The organism is Brachyspira sp. SAP_772 (assembly GCF_009755885.1).
Lineage (GTDB): Bacteria > Spirochaetota > Brachyspiria > Brachyspirales > Brachyspiraceae > Brachyspira.
In genome coordinates this window covers 1-873 of sequence record NZ_VYIX01000076.1, presented here as the reverse complement: position 1 = coordinate 873, position 873 = coordinate 1, and the positions used below count along the sequence as shown (strand labels likewise).

1 pseudogene is annotated in these 873 nt (G+C 22.0%); it reads left to right on the top strand.

The features are described from left to right. Positions 1-336: 336 nt before the first annotated feature. Positions 337-873 (top strand): annotated as a pseudogene (locus GQX97_RS12675) (hypothetical protein); the annotation flags it as partial.

The window sequence follows — 873 nt, the reverse complement described above, 5'->3', positions numbered from 1 at the left end:
AGTGTACAGCAATAGGAGATATTATACTCACTGCTATTAAAGATATAAGAATTAAACTTTCTGATTTTATTTTTTTTATAGCCAAACTACTAATCATAGTGTTATTCCTTGTATTATTTATTTTAAGCTATAAATAATATATCATAATATAGAGTTTTTTTAAATATGGTGAAATATATTCACTTTTCGCTAAGCGTGCCCGAAGGGCGAAAACTTTKACGAAGTCCACACCGTATAACGACAGGGAAAAGTTGAATAAAAAACTTATATAACAAATACATATACTATCAATTGAATTTTTTTGTTTATAATATAATATATTTGTCTATGGAAACAATGTATAAAAAAATTTTAAATATAATAAATACTGATATCACACTAAATAAAAACTTAAAAATATTACTTAGTATATTTGCAATACTATTTTCAAATGTGCCGTTATATATATATCTTTTTAGTATTGATATAATAGAAGCAAATACATTGATTTTATTTGTTGTAAAAAGTTATCCATTTTCATTTTTTTATTTATTTTGCTTTACTATATTCTTTCATACAGATGTATTAAAAATTAAAGTAATAGTGATGACTTTTTTGTCTTTTTTGCTTGTAAGTTTACTTTTATTTTCTTTTCATTTTATGTTTAATTATGTTACAATGCCTCCATATGATWCTGAAGATTTTTATRTTATTATAAATAATTTAGTATTTGTGCCTTGTATATTTTTTATTATAATGATTATTTCTTATATCAATTTTGATTTAAAAGATACAAAAAATATTTCTGAGTTTTTTACTGTGGTTGGAGAGACTTTYTCTTGGCTTTTTATTRTTAATACGGCAAGCAGTGTTTTAGTTTCAATAGCATATTTT